We start from the raw sequence: 17,229 nt of genomic DNA on the forward strand, positions 1-17,229 counted from the left end.
GAGAATCATATAGACCAACAGAAGCGGCTACAGCATGGTCTGAGTCTCCTTGTCACCGAAGTCTCGAAAGGAACAACGTGTGATTTCAGACACTCGCCTTTCACGTCCAAATCTGCCTCGTCACCGGGTTGTTTCCGGGTGATCCCACCGACTTGTCTTAGAACGGGTATTTGTCCTTGAGCGACTGGAAGGCAAGCCGCCCGAGCAACTGGGCAGGGCCGCGCTTCGGCAGGTCGCGAGCGACATCTACCCTACCCGGCGGCTCACTTCCACCGATTCCGAGTTCCCAGTCGGTCTCCGACGCGAAGCGGTCGACCGCGATTTCGACACGTTCACGCACAGCGTCGGCGTCCATCGTCTCGATCTCGCCGTCCTTCATCAGCACGTCGCCATCGACGATGACCGTCTCCACATCGGCTGGCGCTGCGTTATTGGCGACCTGCGCTGGAATATTGGTCAGGGGTGTGAACTTGGGCTTCTCGACGTCAAGCAAGATGACGTCGGCCCGCTTGTCAGACTCGAGGCTCCCGATCTCGTCGCCGACGCCGAGGGCTTCTGCCCCCTCGATGGTGAGCATCCGCACTAACTCCATCGAGTGGTACTGACCGGTCGACCGCTTGAGATTGGCCGCGAGCCTTGCCTGTCGCGCCTCCCCGAACAGGTTGTAAGAGTCGTGCCAGTAATGGTCGTCGATACCCAATCCGACGTCGATGCCCGCCGCGCGGAGTTCCGGCACCGGCGTCCACTGCACATCGCCGTCCGTGTTCCAGTAGCAGAAGATGGACGGACAATGCGCGACCGACGCGCCCGATTCGGCAGTCCGCCGGATATCCTCGTCGTCGGCGAGGCGGAAGTGGGCGGCCACCAGCCGATCGTCAAGGAGGCCGACGTCGTCAAGGAGAGTGAGCGAGTCCTCGGCGCCGTTCGCCCGCGCCATCGTATTGCTCTCCTCAAGTTCGAGCAGGTGGGTGTGGACGAGTAGGTCGGGGTACTCTGCGGCGAGGTCAGCGGTACGCTCCCACAGCTCGCGGGTACACGACCAGTCGTCGTGGGGGTTGATTGTCGCTCGGATTCGTCCGTCGTAGGTGTCGTGGTACTCGTCGATGAATTCGCGGGCACGGGCGAACTGCTCATCGACAGAGACGTCCCAGAAGAGGTCGGAGAGCGCTATCCCAAAGAACCCGCGGAGACCCGCCTCGCCGAACGTCTCGGCGCCCGCGCACGGGCGGACGTCCATCGAGTTGACGGTGGTGACGCCACCGGCGAGAAAGTTGAGTGCGGCGAGTTCGTACCCCGCCTCGGTGAGGTAGTCGTACTCGCCTTCGGCTATGTCGCCGTAGATGGCGGTCATCCCGCTCATCATCTCCATCAGGTCGAGGTCGCTGAACGCGCCGATGAGCGGCGTCAGTTCGAGGTGGGTGTGGGCGTTGACCAGCCCCGGCATCACGAGCTTGCCCTCGCCGTCGATGACGTGGGCGGCCGCGATGTCCGCATCGTCGTCCCGCGAGGCTCGCACCTCGGTGATGCGACCATTTTCGATGAGTACCGTGCCTCGTTCGTAGAGGCGATTCCGTTCGTCGACCGTGAGGACGTACGCGTCGTGAATCGCGATGTCGACGTCCATTTTTGTTCAGTTATTAGATGATTTCTTATGAGGATTGCCGTTGCTTGTCGTCACCCAGTCGAGGGCACGGGTACGATCCGACGGCTCATAGTAGTACACCTCGTCCGAGGCGACCGGCCAGACGGGGTGATGGCCCGCCACTGGTGGTAGAAGAGCTTCGCCAAGCGGGAATCACCGTCCACCACGCTCGTGGCGGTTCAGTAATAGCGGTTACTGACCGCTCCGGCGCTATTCGCTGACTTCAGTTTTTACGACGGTCGCTGGCCGGGTCGTCAATCGGAGGACCCGGTCGGTGACACTCCCGAGCAGAGCGCGATATTCGTCCGGCCGTCGTTTCGTTCCGAGCACAAGCAAGTCCGCGTCAGTCTCGTCTCCATACTCCACGATAGTCTCAGCAGGCCGACCGTGTTGTATCGCCGTCTCGATGTCGACGCTGGCTTCTGATGCTCGGCTTCGGAGTTCTGAGAGCGTCTCCTCACCGTGTTCTTCGAGACCGTGTTCAGGGCCTTCGGCTTCGTCGACGTACTCGTCGCCGCTGTACGCAGTCACGACGTTCTCATCGACGACGTAGAGAACGTGAAGAACAGCATCGTGCGCGGCTGCGAGATCAAGTGCGTGAGTTTCAGCCTCTTCAGACGCGACTGTACCGTCCGTCGAAAGCAGGATCCGATCGTACATTCAGTTAGATTTCAAAGTGGACCTCAATAAAACCGCCCCTCATTTCCGTCGCTCCGAGAGGGAGTACACGCATCCGATGTACCTCCTGTCGGTTCTGCTGGCCACTCCACCCGCTGGCTTGGAATGCCTCTCCTACATGCACGTCGCTCGTCGATTGTATCTAACGTTCTCCTCGGTCGGCTAGCTCGTCCTGTACGAGCATTGCGAGCGTCACACTACTCAAGCGTCGAGAATCCTCGCTCCTCAGGCAGGGGCGTCAATGGTATGTCGGATGGATATCCTCAAGGAGTTGGTCGATGATTTCCCAGAGAATCAAGGACGGAGTCTCATGTTCGAACGAGATACTCCGTCGGTCTTCCTCGTCGTCAGTCGTATACTAGAAATGCGTCCGACCGAGATCAGGATGAACCTCGTCTTGGTGCCAACCAGCGTGAAACCCCGTATTCGGGTCGGTGTAGTTCACGCGGAACCAATCGTGTGGCTCCTGGCGATACCACGCTACGAGGAGTTCTGGTGATTCCGGTCCAGTTGGTGGGTCAAGGGGGTCGGGTCAAACGTCGCTCGCAACTGCTTGGCTTCGATAGCATCTGGAACGTATTCGACCGTCGTAATCTGGGGAACACGCTCAAGGACGCCCTGCTTCAGTTGCGCGTACAGGTTCGCGTTCGGATCACCCTCGGGGTGTGGAACAGACCTCCGTTAGCTGCTGGCCTCGGCTGGCTCAGTTGTCGGAGCCAGAAAGTCCCATTCTCGGATGACGAACCCGACGATCTGGATGCGGCGCTGGAGATGTTCCCACTCACGCGCGATTTCGCGGCGGCGGTCTTCGTCTTCAGCATCAAGAGCCTCGTCGGCGATTGTTCCGCGAAGCTGATTCGGTGACTCAACCTCGAACTCGTCCTCCCAGTCCCGGGTTTGTGCCTTTATGTCGGCGAGACGGTCCGTGAGCTCTTCGACCGTATGCCCGCTGTCTCGAAGGCGCGTTGCTTCCTGCATCGCTTGGCGGCGGTAATCCGGCGAGTACGTGGTGTGTGTACCGCTGTCGTCACGACGGAGAATACCATCGTCGACCAGCCGTTCGAGGACGCGCTTGGTCGGTTCGTGCGACCAGTCTGCTTCGGAGGCAATCCAGTTTGCGGTCCGTGGCTCTGACAACTGACGCGCGACCATCCGAACTCGATCCTCACCGGTTGTCTGCCGTTCCATGAGTCCGTTGTCGGGGCACTGTCTAGTTACGCACCTTCTGAATCGGGGTGCGTCCATCGAGTGCTTGATGCGGTCGTTGTGCGTTATAATAGTGTGTAAACTGTACAAGCCACTCGCGGGCGCTTTGCTGACTGCCCACCCACGAGGTATGGAACCGGTCGATGCGCATCGTGAGGGTCTGAAACCATTTTTCGATTTGGTTTCGGTGGCACTGTCTAGTTTACCTCCTCAACCGGTGTGCGTTCATCGAGTGCTTGGTGCGGTCGCTGAAAATTATAGTAATGGACGAACGACGCAAGCCACTGGCGGACGCTCGGCCGACTGCCCACCCACGACGAATGGAAGCGGTCAGCTCACACCTCAAGGGTATGAAACCACTTTTCGATGTGGGTTCGGTCGACATACTCAAGTTGACCGCTCGATCCTAATCGGGAGAGAGCAATCAGATAGCCTGCACCATCGACCAGAAACACGGTTTCTGAACACTCGCGTTTCTGAGTGAGGCCGTGGCGGAATGCAGCTGCTGGATCAGTGCCACGCCGTCCAAACACGGCGACAGCAAGCAGTACCTTCGTTTCGAGGTCGATCGCAGCGTACACCCAAGACCACTCGCCGTTGATTCGGACAGCGGTCTCGTCGACCGCGACCCGCGTCGAGGGGTCGCCCACGCTGTCAGCCAGTCGATGTACCCAACTCCAGACCGCTCCACGTGTCCGTTCAACGCCTACTAACTCGAGAATCGCTGCTGTCTCTCTGAGCGAACACCCGGCAGCGTGGGCGGACGGCGAACGCCCTGACGGGCGTCGCCGTCCGCTCCCGCCGCCAACATTCGAGAGTCGCGGTGTCTAACGTCTCTCTGAGCAGGTCTGCGAGTTGCATGGACACCGATCGCTACGGCCTGCTCGCTTCTCAAACTGGCCGAGCTAGACAGTGCCGTCCACTTGGGCGTCCCGCGAACACTACATCGGGATTTAAGCAACGGGGTTGATTTACTCCTCGCAATGACCAACAACATTTCTCTATCGCAAGCCCGCGACGAAATTGATGTTCTCCGCCGGAACGAATCGGAGACGAAAAACGCGATCGAAAATGCCGCCAGCGTCGACGTAATTCGGTACCTCATCGAAGAGGAGGAGTTGGACAAAACGCACGATGGACAGCGGGGGCTCGGGAAGATTCGAAAGGCAGTACTCAACTCCAATATAGCTCCTCGGGACGTCAAGCGTCTCGTGAGCTACCGAGGAGACGATACCCCCGAGGAGATTCTGGTTCCGGAGGAGGCTGTTCGGAATGCGACGGTGGCGCTCGAGACGGGGAAACCGGTGGTGTTGTATGGGCCGACTGGGACGGGGAAGACGACGTTTGCGAAGCAGCTCGCGCAACGGACGTGCATCGGGTACACGTTGAATACGGCGACGCCGTCCTGGACGCCGTCGGATATCATCGGCGGGATTTCTCCGGATACCTCCGGACGCGGAATCCAGTATCATCGTGAACTCGGATGTGTCTCGAAGGCGGTGCAACGCGCTCGGAAGTTCAACGTGGATTACGGCGTCATCCTCGACGAAATCACGCGAGCGGATATCTCGAAGATTTTCGGTCCCCTCTACACGGCCATCGAGAATCCGCACCAGACGATCTTTGAGACGGACGATGGTGAGACGATCGAGTTGGACGAGCGAGTGAACATCATTTGTACGATGAACATGTCGGATCGGACGGTGAACGAGCTCGATGACGCGATTACGCGTCGGTTTGCGATGGTGGAACTCGACGAGTACCCCAAAGAGAACCGCCGACAACTACTGGAAGGCTGGCTCGACGACCTCGTCGAGAACGCCATCGATATCGACACGACGCGCTTGTACGAACTATTCGAGGCGGACTATCGAGGAATCAATCGCGGCCGTGAAGATACCTCGCAGGGGTCGATTATGCGGTTCGGGCCGATGCATTACCGAGACGTCGCTGCATTCATCGGGGCGGCGTGTGCTGAAGACGGCCAGTACGAAGACGACCTCGAACGGGCGGTCGGCCAAGCGTACAAAACCTTCCTCGTGCCGCGGCTCTTGAACACGGCGGCCTTCCCGCAGATCGAACGAATCGCCGAACACTATCGCCTCCTCGACGACGAGTTTACGGCGTTCGATCTCGAGCCAGCTGTTGAAGTAGCTGAGCGACGGTTAGCTGAAGAGCGCCGTCAGCTCGGGACATAATCCTCGATGAGTTCCATGGACGAACGGATTGCAACTTCGGTCGGGCGAGGAGAGCCTGCGAGTAGTGTCGACGCCGTCTACGAATACGACCCGGAGATTCGGACGTATCCGATTCCGGAGCGGGGGACGATAGAGATTCGGGACTGTCCCGAGAGTATCGACCGTCAGATAGAACGGGCATCGTTTACTGTGGAGGCCCAGGGGCTGTATCGGAAGAGTCAGCAGGCTATCGGGCCAGCAGAGGAGGGTCGGGAGTACGAGGTCCTCACGATTCGGCTTCACGACGGTGGGTCGACCCTTCGGATAGACGCGACCGACCTAGTTGGCACAGTCAGTATCACTCCGAACGCGACTGTGCGGATCGACCCGAAGGTCGATTGGGAACACATCTTCGATATGCTGTTGGCGGTCTACGAGCAGAAGCGGTCCGCGGAGTACCGAGGAGTTCCGACGGATCAAGTTCTCGAAGACGGGACGGACCTCAAAGACGTCCTCGTTATACTCGCAATCAACTTCCTCGATGGGCTGTCGACAATCCGGCGGCGCGGATTCATTCGGGACCTCAACGTTTGCCGCGTCAACGACATGGACGGGCGTGGCCAGATTGACCTCGAGCAGACGCTGTTGAATCAAGCCCACGGGAAGCTACAGCCCCAATGGATTCAGAACGAAGTCGACTACGACAACGCGGCCAACTCGCTCCTGCAGTACGCTGGCAGAACGCTGCTACGGTTGTTTCAAGACGGCGCTCGGGACGACTGGTCCCGACAGCACCAACGGATATATTCGGAGTTAGACCGCGAGGTGGCTCGTCTCGAAGAGATGGGTGTAACGAGCGATGCACAGCGCGTCGGAGACTACCACGAACTCTCGGTAGAAGATTTACCTCGGCAACGCCGCTACTACGCTGACGCCCTCTACGTCTCGAAGACGATCCTCTCGTCGTCGCTTGGCCACCAATTTAGCGACGGTCGATACGAGCTGTCCGTCGACTACGTGATGAACATGGAGTCGCTGTTCGAGGAGTACTCGCAGGTGGTCCTCGAAAACCAGCTTGACGAGATCAGCGGCTACGATTATTTGGGGGCGACGTCGGAGGTAGCGATGCGTGGGTCGCCGACGGTTACGCCGTTCGAGGGCGAGGGGGACGTGTTCCACCAACCGGATCACGAATTGATCGAGGGTGACGAGACGCTCGCAGTACTCGACTCGAAGTACTACGCCGAGGGGAAAGACCCCGTCAAACGGTCACCGTCCCGGTCGCGGCTGTTCAGCTACGCGTATCTGCTTGAGGCTGACGAGCTTGGGTTCCTGTGTCCGTTGATGGAGCCGAAAGAGCGAACGGTCGTGCAGTCGGATGCTCGTCTCCGCGTGGTTGCGCCGCAGACAGACGCGGGGTTTTCGCCGAGTGCGTACGAGGCTGCGATTCACGATTACCTCTTTGCTGTTCTCGTGGAAGAGGAGCCAGCGCTCGAAATCATGCGGGAAGTCGAGGGGCCGACCCCGGACGGTATCGAGACCGCTATCTGTCTGGAGGGGGTCGATGCTACCGCGCTCCCGGAAGTCAAGTCGATGAGCGGCCCGTTCGCGTATCGGAACAAGCGCCAGTTCTCTTGGAGTATCCTCCAGATGGCGGGGCGACTCTCGTGGTTAGCGGGGAACATCACCGAATTCGAGGACGAGGGGAATTGGGCGCGCGACCAAATCGAACTCGAACTCGACGACCGGTCACCGTACGCCTACACGTGCGTCCCCGTGTTTTGCTCGGACCGAACGCGGAGCGAGGAGTGGATTGACCTGTACTTCATCAATACCGGCGACGACGGCTCCGTCGAATCGGTCCGGGTCGACCTTCGGACGGAGCCGAGTCCGCCCTAGAACGGCGTGGTGTACCAACTACCGGTTTGGTCTTTCGGCTTGATTTGACGGCCGAACACCTCGTGGAGCGGATAGATTTCGCCCTCGTGGAAGATGTCGAACGCGACTTGGCCACGGTGGATGTCGGCGTCGATCTCGAACTGAACCATCGGCGTCGGGTCGGCGTTCTCCAAATCGTCGGCTTTCCGGTCCATCGCCCGCGAAAGTTCGTCGATGAAGGACTCGTCGTCGTAGGCGTCCTCGAGTCCCACGACAGTAACCTCCTCGGGTACGTCGTCGTCTTCGAGGCGTTCGAGGAACTCGTCAACTGGAATCTGGTAATCGACCGTCTCGTAGTCCCCCGCGGTAACGATGTTGTAGACCCCACGAAGTCGGCCTGCTTCAGGCATTGGTTGTTCGGTTGAGTTTCGAATCGTAGTGGTAAGTATGTAACGAGAATCACCGCACGGAGTTGACCAGATAGTTCGACAGGTATCGAGGAGGGCGCGTTTCGCTCCTCGGCGGTGCGGAGCGCCTCCACGGCACTCAAACAAGGGATACATTTCTTTAAGGATTATATAGAATGTCGAAAGACTCCTCTGGATTGCTCGAAGTTGTCTGTTCTGCCTGTATTCGCTGGTGGACGAGGAGCGGCAGGTCAACGCGGGCGCAGAACCGCGAGTCGGACGGCGTGGGCGAAATGCCGACTCAGTCGAGGGACGCGCCGCTCCAGCGACGGGGCCACCGCCAGCCGACCCACGGGCTCGCGCTCGGACTGCGATTGTTCGCGGGGACTCCCCCAGTCGGTCAACGCCGAGGACAGTCGGTCAGCGCCGGGGACAGTCAGTCAGCGCCGGGAGCAGTCGGACGGGACCGACGCGTCGGTCCCGCGAAAACAGCCACCGAGGGCGGAGACGGACGGCCCTCGTCAGTAGTTCGTCAGGTCCCGGTTCCCGAGGACGCGCTCGTAGGTGTCGTCGTCGGTCGCCGCGGCGAGTCGGGACGCGAGGTCGCGGATGTCCTGCCCGGTGGTCCACTTCTCGACGTAGTTGCCCACGGTCTTGCCCTCCTGATAGCGGTAGCGCAGGAACTGGAGTTTGTCGAGGTTGGTGAGGTGGTCGCCACCCTCGCCGTTGACCCGCTCCTGAATGTAGGCCTTCCGCGCGTCGTTGTCCCACGTCCCGAGTTCGAAGCCGTCGTCTTGGGTGTAGAGGCGCATCTCCTCTAGCTCCTCGGGCGTGGCGCTGGTCCCCCGGCAGAGCTTGTTCACGTCGTCGTAGGAGGGGTCCGGCGTCTTGAGGAGGTCCACGAACACGTCTTCGATGCCCTCGTCGCTGGCCTCTTGGATGATGCCGTAAATCTTCTCCACCACGTCCTTGGCGTCCAGAATCTCGCCGTCGTGCTGGACCTTGCCGTGGTGCTTGGAGTACTCGCGGAAACACTCGCCCATCTCGATGACGCCGATGTCGCCCAGCGAGAGGTCGCGGTTCTCCTCTAACTTCTTGCGCGTCTCGCGGGCGGTGTCGTAGATGTTCCGTCTGAGGTCGTTCCACGAAATTGCGGTGCGATTCTCTGCGGGCCGAGCGACCACGACGATGTCGAACGAGACGGATTCACCTTCGAGGAATTTAGTGAGGTCCGCCGAGACGGGATACGTCGCGGTGACGGTGAAACCAACCTCACAGAGTGCTTCCAGCAGTTCACCCCACGACTCAGAGTCGCTATGGTGGTAAGTGAAGGTGAGTGCCCCGTCGTCCTTCAGCGCACGCCGAACTGTGGAGAACGCCTGTTTCAACTCGGATTCGAAGTCATCTATTTCCTTATCTGAGGCGGGATTGACCACGATGCTCTCCGCCCGAGGAGTATGTTCTGTCTCAAAGCAGTCGTAGTCATCTTCAAGTACCTCCTTTAGCCAGACATAGAAGAAATCGGATAGTTCGGAATAGAGAACGTTATTGTAGTACGGCGGGTCGGTGATGACCAAATCGTACTCGTTTTCGGCGTCGATGAGTCGAGAATCTCCTTGGGTAACTGTCGCGTTTTCTCCGACTGGCTGGCGAAACGGGGCTGTTTCCCTCGTTTCTCCGTCTTCAACGACCCGTTCTGTGGGGTTTCGTCCGTACTCAACACCAGCTTTAACCATATCGAACGACGCCGTGAAGGTACCCCGACCGTATTTTGTCCCCCAGATGTTGTTCTCTGCGGGATATAGCGGTGGCTCAAACGAGTTGCTTCGGAAAATGTGGTCAACGCCGTTTCTGGTGGAGTCGTAAGAAGTCATCATGCAGTTCGTCCGCAGGGAGTCCGAAATTGCCAGATAAAGATACTCCTTAACATCGTCCTGAGCGGCGTTTTCTGATGCTCTAAGGAGTTTAGACAAGCAAAGTAACTGCCGCTCATTGTACATATCGGTCCATTTCTCGTACCCGTGGCTAGGCAGATTACCGTTGCCTCCCATCGACCCATCGAACTGGGTCGCGTCGGTCTTCCATCCGGGTCGAATCGGCTTGTCAGGGACGTACTGTCGGAGTTCGTCGGACTCCTCCCACTCCTGTTTGGCCTCTTCGAACAGTTCTTTGTCGGCCTCCTCGGCCGTCTTGTAGCCTTTCACCTCACTCCTCTCGCACCCCTGTTCGTCGCAATGTGGGCAGTAGTATTCGACCGCGTAGAGTCGAATGTCGAAGCCACCCTGCTCTTCAATCGTGTCGGTGACGGGGTACTTCTGGCCGCAGTCGGGACAGATGTAGTCTCCGTAGTCGATGTGACCCTCTTTCGGAGTAAACTCGTGACCACACTCCGAGCAATCGCACTCACTCTGCCAGTCGTCAACCAGCACGACCTCCTCGCAGGCCGGGCAAAGGACGTTGTACTTGTCGTCGTTGTCGTACCGACCCGCCGCGACTCGGAAGTCTCGGTACAGCGGAACGGTAGCATCGCAGGAAACACAGTCCAACTCCTTGACCCAGAAGTTGTACATCACGTCGGCGTCGTGGTCCCCGTTCGGGCACGGCGTCTTGTAGTACTGGGTAATCTCGTCGGCCACGTCGTCGCGGACCTCCTCGAAGGCCGATTCGAGTTCGTCGAGGTCCGTCTGGCCCGCTTCGAGTTCCTTCTTGGTGACGAACCACGCCACCGGATTGAGGTCGTTGCCGACGACTTCCGCGCCGAAGCGCGAGGCCTCGACCAGCGAGGTGCCGCCGCCCATGAAGGGGTCCAGCACCTTCTTCTCCTCGACGGTCACGTCCTTGGGGTAGAGTTCCCAGAGGCTCTCGGGGTCGGTCATATCGACCTGCCCGAGGAGGTCCGCTACGTCTGTCTCGCCGTAGTCGAAGTCCGCGAGCGTCTCGTTCTCCTGTCCGGGGTCGTTCACCGAGACCTTCTCAGGGTCGTCCAGCAGGGTGTACAGCGAGATTGCCCGGAACACGCATCCGAGACGGCGCGCCCACCACTTGTGCATGGTGTAGATGGGCCGGTAGTACATCTTGGCGCGACTCTCCTTCTCGGCGATCTCGTTGATGCGCTCGATTGGAAACCCGCGCTCGATTGGCAGTTCGGTCCGCTCGCGGTCCGACTGTTCGGTCTCGCTCTCTGAATCTCGGCTAGGCATCTCGGTTACTCCTTCCGGAACTCCATCTCGATTTGAATGTCTGTCGCGTTCTCCGGAACCTTGTCGAACAGCCGCGAGAACACCGTGTACTCTTGGTCGGACTCCAGCGTCATGTCCACGTGCGTCCGTTCGATTGCGGCGATATCCCGCATCTCCTCGGGGACGCCATCCGACTCGGGAAGGACGAATCGAATCGAACCGTAGTTGAGCAGTCCCTCTTGGTGTTCTTGCCGCCACCGCTTGCGCATCTTCGTCGGACTATCGAACTCGTGATCGAAGTCCCACGTATCCTCGCCATCACCCGGCGTCTTGAACGGGTAGCCGTTCATCCAGTCGCTCGGGTCTGTCGAGCCGTTCGTCCCGATCTTGTACTTGGGCTCCGTATCCTCCCCTAGATTCTGGAGGAGGAACGTCTGGACGGCGGCCTCGGAGACGGAGCTGCCGAACCGTTCGCGGACGTCCGTCACCGTGAACTTCGTTTTCGGGTCCAAGTTGTCGATGTATTCGAGGATCTCCTCGCCGACGCGGTTCGAGACCGTGGGTACCAGCGTGACGCTGGTCGGGTCACGACTACCGAGGTCGGAGAGGTATCGACGGCCCGCCTCAAGAACGTAATTCTCGGTGAGGCAGTCGTTCACGACTTTCAGGACCGCCGTGTTGGTTTGGTCCGGCGGCAGGAACACGTCCGAATCGCCCCGGATGTCGCGGAGAATCCGGTCCATGCTCGCTCGGCCATCGGCGGTGATAGTCTCGTCGACCCGCGCTCGAATCTCTGACGGCCCGATGATGTCCGCCTCGGAAACGTCCCGAATCGCCGCATCGAGCTTCGGTTTGTCGAGGACGGTCGTTCCCCGGACGACGATGTAGGCGTCGTCGTTCGTGAGGCGGCCGACCGCCATCATGAGCTTGTCTTTCTCGTCGCCCTCGATTCGGACCTCCGTCTGCGTGAGGAGGTCCTCGTAGTACTCGGCAATGTCGATCTCGTTCGTATCACCGCTAAACTGGGTTCGGAGGTCCTCCTCGATGTCGTCGATGTCCCACGTCTCGACCGGGCCGGAGTGGATGATGGTCGTCTTGGGCGTGAGGTCTTCGAGAGTTTCCGCGAACCCGCCGTCTTTGGTGTGGATGAGGACGGGTTTCTCTTCGAGCGCCGCCTCCGCCGCGTCGATGACGTCACCGACGCTTCCGGGGATGGGATAGCTCGGTCGGCGGAGGAACTCCTCGTACGCGTCTTCGGGCGTGATTTTGCCTTTCCGGTCGAGGAGGTCCTCCACGATGGTCCAAGTCGGCTCCTCCAAGTCGAACGGGTCGGCGGAAGCTTCCGAAGCGATGTTGCGGGCGCTGTACTCGTCGCCCTCGAAGACGAAGACGTCGAGCGCCATCGGTTTCGCGTCGTCGAACCCGTTGAGGAGGTCGTCGCCGTCGATGACTTCGCCGTACGCTCGGCGGAGCTCTTTCCGGAGTTCCTCTGCTTCTTGGCTTTTCATCGCCTCGATGGTGGTCCGGATGTTCTCGTCGAGGGCGTCGTCGGCGAGGACTTGGCGTGCGCCTTCGACGTAGCGGGCTTTGTCGATGTAGCGAGTGCCGGATTCGATGGCTTCGTCTTCGACCGGCTGGACGAACACGAAGGTGTTTCGCCAGTTCCGACCGCGGCCGTCGTCCGTGATGACGCGCTTGACTTCGTCTTTCGTCCATTCGCTGTCTTTGACGACGACTTTGATGTCCCGAGAGTCGGGGATGTCTCGGATGTCGTCGGTGCGGAAGCCGACAGTATGTGTGCCGGGTCCGAAGAGTTCGCCGACGATTTCCGCGATTTCCCCTTTTGCAGACCGTTCGGAGACGTCGCTGGCGGCGTTCCGGATGAGCGCGTTGGGGTTGCGCTTCTCTCGGATGGCGAATTTGCCGTTGAGTTTGTGGAGGTGCCACGCGACGCCGTGGAGCTGTTCGAGGTTGATGTAGATGTCCGAGATGCGGTCGTTGGTCTGGTACGCCCCCATGACGATTTGGGAGACCTCGGCTCCTTCGCCGTGGCTGTCGTTCAGCGAGTAGAGCAGAATCGTGTTGAGAATGCGGCGTCCGTATTCGACTTCGTCTCCAACGCGGCTTTTGATGTCGGAGATGCACGCGGACGGTCGCTCGAAGTTGATTTTCGAGAGTTCGTCTTCGAACCGTTCGGCATCGACGTTGCCGTGCGTAATCAAGTCCGTCTCGTCACGGAGTTCCAGGAGGAGGGTGGAGAAGAGATATATCATCCCGCGCGTGTTCTGGTTGTCTTCGTTCTCGTAGTAGCGGGATTCGAGTGCTTCGATGAGTTCGGGGTGTAACGGGTAGGTCTCCCGCATGTCCTCTCGGAGGCTGGGTTCGACCTCGACGTAGTCCGAGGTCTCGTAGGCATCGACGTATCCATTGACGATTTCACGAGCGCGCTCGGTCTCGACGTCGTCGATGAGTCGGTGGAGCAGGACGTCGCGCTTGCTCACTTTACTGCTCATGTTCACTTCGACGGCGTCCTCGCGGTCGAGGATGTTGTGAACCTTCGAGCCCTTCCGGAGAACGGAGACGATAGTATAGAGTTCGAGGTCAGGAAGTGCCGTGGCTTCGAGGAGCGCTTGGAGGAAGGCCCGGTTTGCGCTTTCGTGTTCGTCGTCGAGGGTGTCGTACCAGTCTTCGAGTTCGTCGGCGATGAACGCGACTGTCTGGTCGCCGACGGCTTCTTCGATGGTCTGGACGTCGGGATAGCCGCCGGTCTCGAACGAACCGACGTCGTAGTCGAGTTCCTCGAAGAATGGCTCCCAGAGATAGTCGTAGTCGTTGTTTTCGTACTGCATTGCGACGGTAATCGGGACTGCGTCTTCGGGGAGCGCATCGCCGAGTCCGTCGATGTTTCCGTCCGCCCATTCGGAGGCGGCGTCGGGGTTGTTGAAGCAGTGATAGAGAGCCACCATCTGGTGGGACTTCCCGGAACCATATGGCCCGTAGAGAATGTGAGTCTGGCGCGGGTCCTCTCCGTTGAGAGAGTCTCGGAGGATAGTCAGCGTCTCGTGCAGGCCCTGAGTCGGGACTGTTCGCTCGAAGAACGTCGCGGCGTCTGATTCGAATTCGCTACTCTTGTCGATATTGTAGAGTTTGACTTGGCCGTCGATCCGGCCTTCTTCGCGTAACTCCTCGCTTAGAGTAACGGTGTCCGCAATCGTATAGGGAAGAGACCCGGTGGATGTCATGTGAATGTTCGGATGATGAAGTAGGTACTGCATAAGTACTGCGGTGCACGAATCCAAATTCACAACACCGGCCAGCTAGAACAAAAGCGGGGAGAAAACGGGGGCTGGTGTTAGAAGCTGGAGATATCGCGGTCGCCGAGGACACGCCGGTACGTGTCGTCGCCAGTTACATCGGCGAGGCGAGCAGCGAGGTCTCGGAGGTCATCATCGACACCCCATTTACTCACGTAGTTCTGGATCGTCTTCCCCGTCTCATACCGATGCCGGAGGAACTGCAGTTTATCAAGCGTCGTGAGCGCCCCGTCACTATTCACTCGATCTTGGATGTAGGCCTGGCGCTTCTCGTTGTCCCAGGTGCCGAGCTCAAACCCGTCCTCCATCGAGAACAACCGCAGCTCTTTCAAGTCGTCGGGGTCCGCGTTCGTCCCTCGGCAGAGCTTATTCACGTTGTCGAACGTCGGGTTCGGTTCTCGGAGAAGATCGACGAACACGTCGATAACCCCAATCTCACTTGCCTCCTGAATGATGCCGTAGATTTCGTCAACAACTTCCTTCGCCTCCATGATTTCGCCGTCACGCCGTACCTTCCCGTGATGCTTCGAGTACTCGTGGAAACAGACGCCCATCTCCATGACACCGATATCACCACGGGAAAGGTCACGGCCCTCAGCGAACTGTTGCCGCGTTTCTATAGCGGCCTGATAGATGCGGCCTCGCAGTTTCCGCCAGCTAATAGGCGTTCGTTTGTGTTCCTCGATCGGCCGAGCAACGACAACGATGTCAAAGGAAACTGCTTCGCCCGTGATGAACTTCTTGACGTCCGCCGAAATCGGGTACGTCGCGGTCACCTCGAACCCGACATCACAGAGCGACGCGAGGAGTTCACCCCAGGAGTCGGAGTCGCTGTGATGGTAGGTGAATGCGAGGACGCCGTCGTCGGTGAGGGCTTGTTTGATGACGGCGAACGCTTCGTGGAGTTCGGACTCGAAGTCTTCCGTCGTTTTGTCCAGGAAAGGGTTCGTGACGATGCTTTCGGCGCGTGGGGTTACGTCTCGGTCGAAGCCTTCGTACTCGTCTTCGAGGAGGAGTTTCTGCCAGACGTAGAAGTAGTCGGCGACCTCGGAGTAGATGATGTTGTCGTAGTACGGCGGGTCGGTGATGACGGCGTCGAATTCGTCTTCGAATCCGAGCGTCCGCATGTCGCCTTGATGGAGTGTAGCGTTTTCACCGATGGGAGTCTCGAATGGCTCGGTTTCGACTGGGTCGCCGTCCTCGATGTAGCGTTCGGTGGGTGCGTTCGCGTACTCGACGCCTTCCCGGATCATCTCCCAGTTCTTCCGGAAGTTCCCCATGCCGTACTCGGTCCCCCACACGTTGACTTCAGCGGGCCGCTGTTGCGGGTCGAAGGAGTTTGTCTGGAAGAGGTCGTTGATGTGGTTGCGGGAGGCCTGATACCCGACCATCATGTTGTTGAACCGCAGCATGTCGCTGAACGCCAACAGGAGGTACTCACGAGCGTTTTGCTCCTCGACGGAATCGATCGCCCGGAGGAGTTTCGAGAGCGCGAGCAACTGGCGTTTGTTGAACATATCCGTCCAGTCCTCGTAGCCGTGCTGGAAGACGTCGTTCCCACTAATCGAGGACGCGGCAGTAATCGCACCCTCCGGAATCGGCTCGTCAGGAACGTACTCGCGCAACTCCGGCGACTCCTCCCACTCCGCGACAGCCTCCTCGTACTGCTGTCTGTCGTACTCAGTCGGTGCTTTGTACCCCTTCGTCGCGGACTTCTCCCGGCCGAGTTCCTCACACTCCCCACAGTAGTACTCGACCGCGTACAACTTCTGACGATAATCGCCTAACTCTTCGATTGCGTCAGTAATACCGTACTTCTGGCCGCAGTCCGGACACGAGTACTCTCCTCGGTGGACCGTTCCATCTTCGGGGATGAACTCGTTGAAGCAGTTGTCGCAGGCGGATTCGCTCCGCCAGTCGTCAACGTACGTCAGGCCCTCGCAATCCGGACAGTAGACGATGTACTGCCCATCGTTCTCGTACCGGCCCTTCGCAACGCGATAGTCGGAGAACAGCGGCACACCATTTCCACAGGAGACACAATCGAGTTCCTTCACCCACAGATGATGCATCACATCAGCGAAATGCCCCTCGTCCCCCTCGTGGTCAGCGTTCGGACACGGCGTCCGATAATACGAGGCAAGCTCCTCACCCACCGCGTCTCGGACCTCCTCGAAGGCCTCGTCAAGCGTTTCGAGGTCGGTCGTCCCGGCTTCCATCTCCTTTTTCACGACGAACCACGCAACCGGATTGAGGTCGTTCCCGACGACTTCAGCGCCGAATCGAGACGCTTCGACGAGTGACGTCCCACCACCCATGAAGGGGTCGAGAACGCGCTTGTCCTCGACAGTCACGTCCTTCGGATAGAGATTCCAGAGGCTCTCGGGACCCGCCGCATCTACCTCGTCCACCCACTTTTCGAGGTCGTCTGTTCCGAGACCGAAGTCGCTCAGCTTCGTCGTCTCCTCGCCGGGTTCGGAAGCGTGAATCTCAGTTTCGTCATCGAGAAGAGAGTAGAGACTGATTGATCGGAAAACACACCCGAGACGCCGCGCCCACCACTTGTGCATCGTGTAAATCGGCCGATAGTGCTGTTTCGCTCGGCCCTCTTTCTCGGCGATTTCGTTGATGCGTTCGATAGGGAAGCCACGCTCAATCGGAAGCGAAGTGCGAGAGTCCTCTCGTCCGCCCTCCTGTTCGTCCTGATGGGCCATGTTAGTGCAACCTGTGGCGGCACCGTTCATAAAC

General features: G+C 59.2%; 9 protein-coding genes and 3 pseudogenes. 2 read left to right on the forward strand and 10 right to left on the reverse strand.

What is annotated here, in order from left to right:
• Positions 1-157 precede the first annotated feature (157 nt).
• From EPL01_RS02300 to EPL01_RS02330, 6 genes and pseudogenes are all read right to left on the reverse strand, one after another.
• A complete protein-coding gene (locus EPL01_RS02300) occupies positions 158-1,624 on the reverse strand; it encodes an amidohydrolase family protein (RefSeq protein WP_135823661.1) in 1,467 nt (488 codons plus the stop codon).
• Positions 1,625-1,852: 228 nt separating this feature from the next.
• The gene (locus EPL01_RS02305) at positions 1,853-2,302 is read right to left on the reverse strand and encodes a universal stress protein (RefSeq protein WP_135823662.1); all 450 of its coding nucleotides are present in this window, start codon (positions 2,300-2,302) and stop codon (positions 1,853-1,855) included.
• 256 nt (positions 2,303-2,558) lie between these two features.
• Positions 2,559-2,947 (reverse strand): annotated as a pseudogene (locus EPL01_RS22555) (hypothetical protein).
• Between the two features lie 54 nt (positions 2,948-3,001).
• Positions 3,002-3,565, reverse strand: a complete 564-nt coding sequence (locus tag EPL01_RS02320) for a DUF7342 family protein (protein ID WP_135823663.1) — start codon at positions 3,563-3,565, stop codon at positions 3,002-3,004.
• A pseudogene (locus EPL01_RS02325) lies at positions 3,531-3,713 on the reverse strand (integrase core domain-containing protein); the annotation flags it as partial. The gene EPL01_RS02320 and the pseudogene EPL01_RS02325, both read right to left, overlap by 35 nt.
• A 10-nt stretch (positions 3,714-3,723) precedes the next feature.
• A pseudogene (locus EPL01_RS02330) lies at positions 3,724-4,387 on the reverse strand (IS6 family transposase).
• 122 nt (positions 4,388-4,509) lie between these two features.
• On the opposite strand from EPL01_RS02330, the gene EPL01_RS02335 reads away from it, so the two are divergent.
• On the forward strand, positions 4,510-5,724 hold the full coding sequence (locus EPL01_RS02335; protein ID WP_135823664.1) for an AAA family ATPase: 1,215 nt from the start codon (positions 4,510-4,512) through the stop codon (positions 5,722-5,724).
• A gap of 6 nt (positions 5,725-5,730) precedes the next feature.
• Positions 5,731-7,602 carry a 5-methylcytosine restriction system specificity protein McrC gene (locus tag EPL01_RS02340; protein WP_246045612.1) on the forward strand — a complete coding sequence of 624 codons (1,872 nt, stop codon included), beginning with the start codon at positions 5,731-5,733 and terminating at the stop codon, positions 7,600-7,602.
• Here EPL01_RS02340 and EPL01_RS02345 read toward each other — a convergent pair.
• The 4 genes from EPL01_RS02345 to EPL01_RS02360 form a co-directional block, all read right to left on the reverse strand.
• Positions 7,599-7,991 carry a DUF8076 family protein gene (locus EPL01_RS02345; RefSeq protein WP_135823665.1) on the reverse strand — a complete coding sequence of 131 codons (393 nt, stop codon included), beginning with the start codon at positions 7,989-7,991 and terminating at the stop codon, positions 7,599-7,601. The two genes, EPL01_RS02340 and EPL01_RS02345, sit on opposite strands and share 4 nt — an antisense overlap.
• Positions 7,992-8,509: 518 nt before the next feature.
• Positions 8,510-11,188, reverse strand: coding sequence for a DUF1156 domain-containing protein (locus EPL01_RS02350; RefSeq protein WP_135823666.1), 2,679 nt, complete (start codon positions 11,186-11,188; stop codon positions 8,510-8,512).
• A gap of 5 nt (positions 11,189-11,193) precedes the next feature.
• Positions 11,194-14,409: a DUF499 domain-containing protein gene (locus EPL01_RS02355; RefSeq protein WP_135823667.1), complete on the reverse strand. Its 3,216-nt coding sequence runs from the start codon at positions 14,407-14,409 to the stop codon at positions 11,194-11,196.
• Positions 14,410-14,519: 110 nt separating this feature from the next.
• Positions 14,520-17,195 (reverse strand): DUF1156 domain-containing protein, encoded by a 2,676-nt coding sequence (locus EPL01_RS02360; protein WP_135823668.1) that lies wholly within the window; start codon positions 17,193-17,195, stop codon positions 14,520-14,522.
• Positions 17,196-17,229 lie beyond the last annotated feature (34 nt).

It is taken from the genome of Halorussus ruber (assembly GCF_004765785.1).
Taxonomy (GTDB): Archaea; Halobacteriota; Halobacteria; order Halobacteriales; family Haladaptataceae; genus Halorussus; species Halorussus ruber.

Excerpts from the sequence above, each read along its gene's own strand:
- EPL01_RS02300 (WP_135823661.1), bottom strand. The coding sequence starts at position 1,624 with ATGGACGTCGACATCGCGATTCACGACGCGTACGTCCTCACGGTCGAC.
- EPL01_RS02305 (WP_135823662.1), bottom strand. The coding sequence starts at position 2,302 with ATGTACGATCGGATCCTGCTTTCGACGGACGGTACAGTCGCGTCTGAA.
- EPL01_RS02320 (WP_135823663.1), bottom strand. The coding sequence starts at position 3,565 with ATGGACGCACCCCGATTCAGAAGGTGCGTAACTAGACAGTGCCCCGAC.
- EPL01_RS02335 (WP_135823664.1), top strand. The coding sequence starts at position 4,510 with ATGACCAACAACATTTCTCTATCGCAAGCCCGCGACGAAATTGATGTT.
- EPL01_RS02340 (WP_246045612.1), top strand. The coding sequence starts at position 5,731 with ATGAGTTCCATGGACGAACGGATTGCAACTTCGGTCGGGCGAGGAGAG.
- EPL01_RS02345 (WP_135823665.1), bottom strand. The coding sequence starts at position 7,991 with ATGCCTGAAGCAGGCCGACTTCGTGGGGTCTACAACATCGTTACCGCG.
- EPL01_RS02350 (WP_135823666.1), bottom strand. The coding sequence starts at position 11,188 with ATGCCTAGCCGAGATTCAGAGAGCGAGACCGAACAGTCGGACCGCGAG.
- EPL01_RS02355 (WP_135823667.1), bottom strand. The coding sequence starts at position 14,409 with ATGACATCCACCGGGTCTCTTCCCTATACGATTGCGGACACCGTTACT.
- EPL01_RS02360 (WP_135823668.1), bottom strand. The coding sequence starts at position 17,195 with ATGGCCCATCAGGACGAACAGGAGGGCGGACGAGAGGACTCTCGCACT.